At 60.5% G+C, this 2767-nt stretch carries 2 protein-coding genes; one reads left to right on the top strand and one right to left on the bottom strand.

Features of this window, described 5'->3' with window-relative positions; translation table 11 throughout:
- Positions 1-556: 556 nt before the first annotated feature.
- On the bottom strand, positions 557-1225 hold the full coding sequence (locus GY937_04310; GenBank protein MCP5055932.1) for a DNA-processing protein DprA: 669 nt from the start codon (positions 1223-1225) through the stop codon (positions 557-559).
- Positions 1226-1763: 538 nt separating this feature from the next.
- Here GY937_04310 and GY937_04305 point away from each other — a divergent pair.
- Positions 1764-2663 carry a hypothetical protein gene (locus GY937_04305; protein ID MCP5055931.1) on the top strand — a complete coding sequence of 300 codons (900 nt, stop codon included), beginning with the start codon at positions 1764-1766 and terminating at the stop codon, positions 2661-2663.
- Positions 2664-2767: the final 104 nt, after the last annotated feature.

Below are 2767 nucleotides of genomic sequence, written 5' to 3'. Positions count from 1 at the left end.
GTCAAGTCAATCCGATACCGCTTCTTCGACATACGGGCCCCATGAATCGGCCCGCGACACGGCGAGAACCGATTGGCTGCGGGGGACGCAGTGCTTAGCATGACAACACTTCCGCCTTTGGTCGATACAAGGGACTAGGGTGATGCGGGACGGTGCGAGGAGCTCGCGTTCAACGGCCATCGTCTCGAAGTGCCTTTTGGCGTTCGGCCGCTCGCCTGGCCGTTGAAACGCCGACTTCGGTACAGCCTCTGTTCGAAGGAGGCACGGAAGTACTGCTTCTCCATATCCAGCGGCGTGGAGTGCTTGGGCGACGAGGAGCGGTGGCCACAAGCCGCCTTTAACCAACACGCCGCTTCGAGGTGCTGGCACCAGCGTCACTCTCGGGCCGAGGACCTCCTCGAGGTTGCTTTCTTCGAACACCTTCGCCAGGCGAACCATCGCTTGCTGCAAGATGGCATCGGAGCCCCTCTTCACCGCGTCCCTTACCCGTCGCGACCGCGCGGAAGGTTCGGAAGTCCCCCGAGGCGAGTAGGCGAGAAAACTTCCGAAGACGATTTCAGAGAGAAGCGGATTCGCCACGTGGGAACTCCGGCATCTCGTCAAGTACGAGCTCCAGGTTCCCACGGGAGAGGACTTGGGCTCCGTAGCGAATCATCTCACTCGGCCAGGTGAGGTTCGGATTGTTCGCGACGCTCTCCATGAGGAAGAGCAGCCGTCCCAGTCGAAGCGCCTCCCAACCCTGGTGCAGCGTCCCGCTCTTCTCTCCGGCCTCAACGATGACCGTGGCGTCTGTGATGAGTGCCATCGTCCGGTTTCGCATCGGAAAGTTCTTCCGGCCGCCAGGTGTTCCGGGGGCGAACTGCGATACGACAAGCTGCTCTTGCATCATTCGTTCCTGAAGCGACCGGTTTTCTTTCGGGTAGTACTGGTCAAGCGGTGTCCCGAGAACCCCAATCGTCGAGCCACCCGCCGAAATAGCTGTCTCGTGAGCGACTGCATCGATTCCAAGAGCGAGCCCGCTTACGACCGTGATTCCATGTTCCACGAGCGCACTCGAGAAGAAGCGGGCGCGAGCCAACGCATCGTCTGAGGCATTTCGCGAACCGACCACCGAAACACGGCGGCCTTCTGCGAGAAGCGACAGGCGCCCAGAAGCAAAGAGCTGCTTCGGAGCGTTTTTTTGCTCCACTTCATTCAGCGGTCCAAGTAGGTCTTCGGGTGTCATCGCTCGGTTGTTCTCGGTGGTCATCATAGTGCTTCGGAGAGGTTCTCTCTTGCTCTATCACAGTTTGTTGGTGCGGCGCGAGTTGAATCCGACCCAAGAACGGAACAGGGCGACCCAGAGCGGATAGTCGCTCTGGACGCGTCCCGACGAGTTTCTCGGGTATCATGCTCGCCGAATCGGAGCCTCCCTGGCCCCGCCAATCGACTGACACTCGTCCGGGAGACACCAAGAATGGAGCGAGATTTGACTCGCATGCTCTCAATCGCGTGCCCCTAGACCAGCCAGAAGGAGCCCCCCCATGACTCGAGTTCTTGCATGCCTGGTAGTCGCCCTAGTCTTCGGTTGCACCCACCTCAGCGATACGACCCGACCGCCTCGCGATATGGGCCGAGCGGAGTTGGCTGCAACAGACGAAGGTGATGAGCATCCCTACGCACCGCGCCAGGCCAGCCAAGAGCGAGCCCCGCTGCGTGTGCCCGCACCCGTTCCCCAGCCTCCAGATGGACCTTCGGATTTTATCGCGATGGCCGCTCCGACCGTGACCGAAGCGGCATCCGGACGGGAGGCCTACTTCGGCCTTCTCCACGCTCACACTATGTTCTCCGATGGCTCGGGAACGCCTCTCGAGGCGTTCAGCATGGCTCGCTCCGAGGGTCTCGACTTCCTTGCCGTTACGCCGCACAACCACGCCAGCGCGGAGAGGGGAATACGGAAAAAGTCGCATGGGCCCCGAAAGGACGGTGTCATGATTGCCGTCACTCCAGAGCTCTATAGCTCCTCCGACCTTGTTTCTGTGACTAGGAACTTCAAGGATGGCAACGGAGCCCAGCAGAGGCAGAGCCTCAACGTGAGGCCACTTGTCCAGGCAGCGGCGCAACGGACCGACGACGACTTTGTCGCGCTGTACGGCCAGGAATTCTCGACCATCTCCAATGGCAACCACGTGAACGTTTTCGGCATCGACTCCCTCATTACGGTTCCGAAGGGTGAGCACGGCCAGCTCTACGCTCTCCTCGAGGGCCTCCCCGCGCCCCTGGTGGTTCAAATGAACCACCCAAACTTTGCCAAGGACCTCTTTCACCCAAGTACGGAGCCGAATGACCGGGACGACGACTACGGCCTCGACGATTTTGGGCACAGCTTTGCAGCGCTGACCGCCGGCGCCGACAAGTTCCTGATGCTGATAGAAGTCATCTCCGGTCCGGCCACGACCATGGATGTCTTCAACCGACAGCCTCGCCGAAACGAGCACGAACGGGACTACTATTTCTATCTGAGCCAAGGCCTTCACGTGAGCCCCAGCGCGGGGCAGGACAACCACTGGAAGGACTGGGGCAAGAAGACGCCGTCAAGGACCGGTGTCATCGCCGAAGAGCTGACCGAATCAGCACTTCTGCAAGCTATGTGTAGACGCTCACTCAGAAGCGTAGAAATCTGATCATTTGGCCGGGGGGCGACGCAGCCCGCCGTTCCGGATTCCGATTCAGATCTTCCGGGTCGAAAGGTCCTTGACCCAGGGCGAACGCCCTCCCGGCTCGACCG

This window comes from bacterium (assembly GCA_024228115.1).
Taxonomy (GTDB): Bacteria; Myxococcota_A; UBA9160; order UBA9160; family UBA6930.
This window is presented reverse-complemented; position numbering and strand designations above follow the sequence as displayed.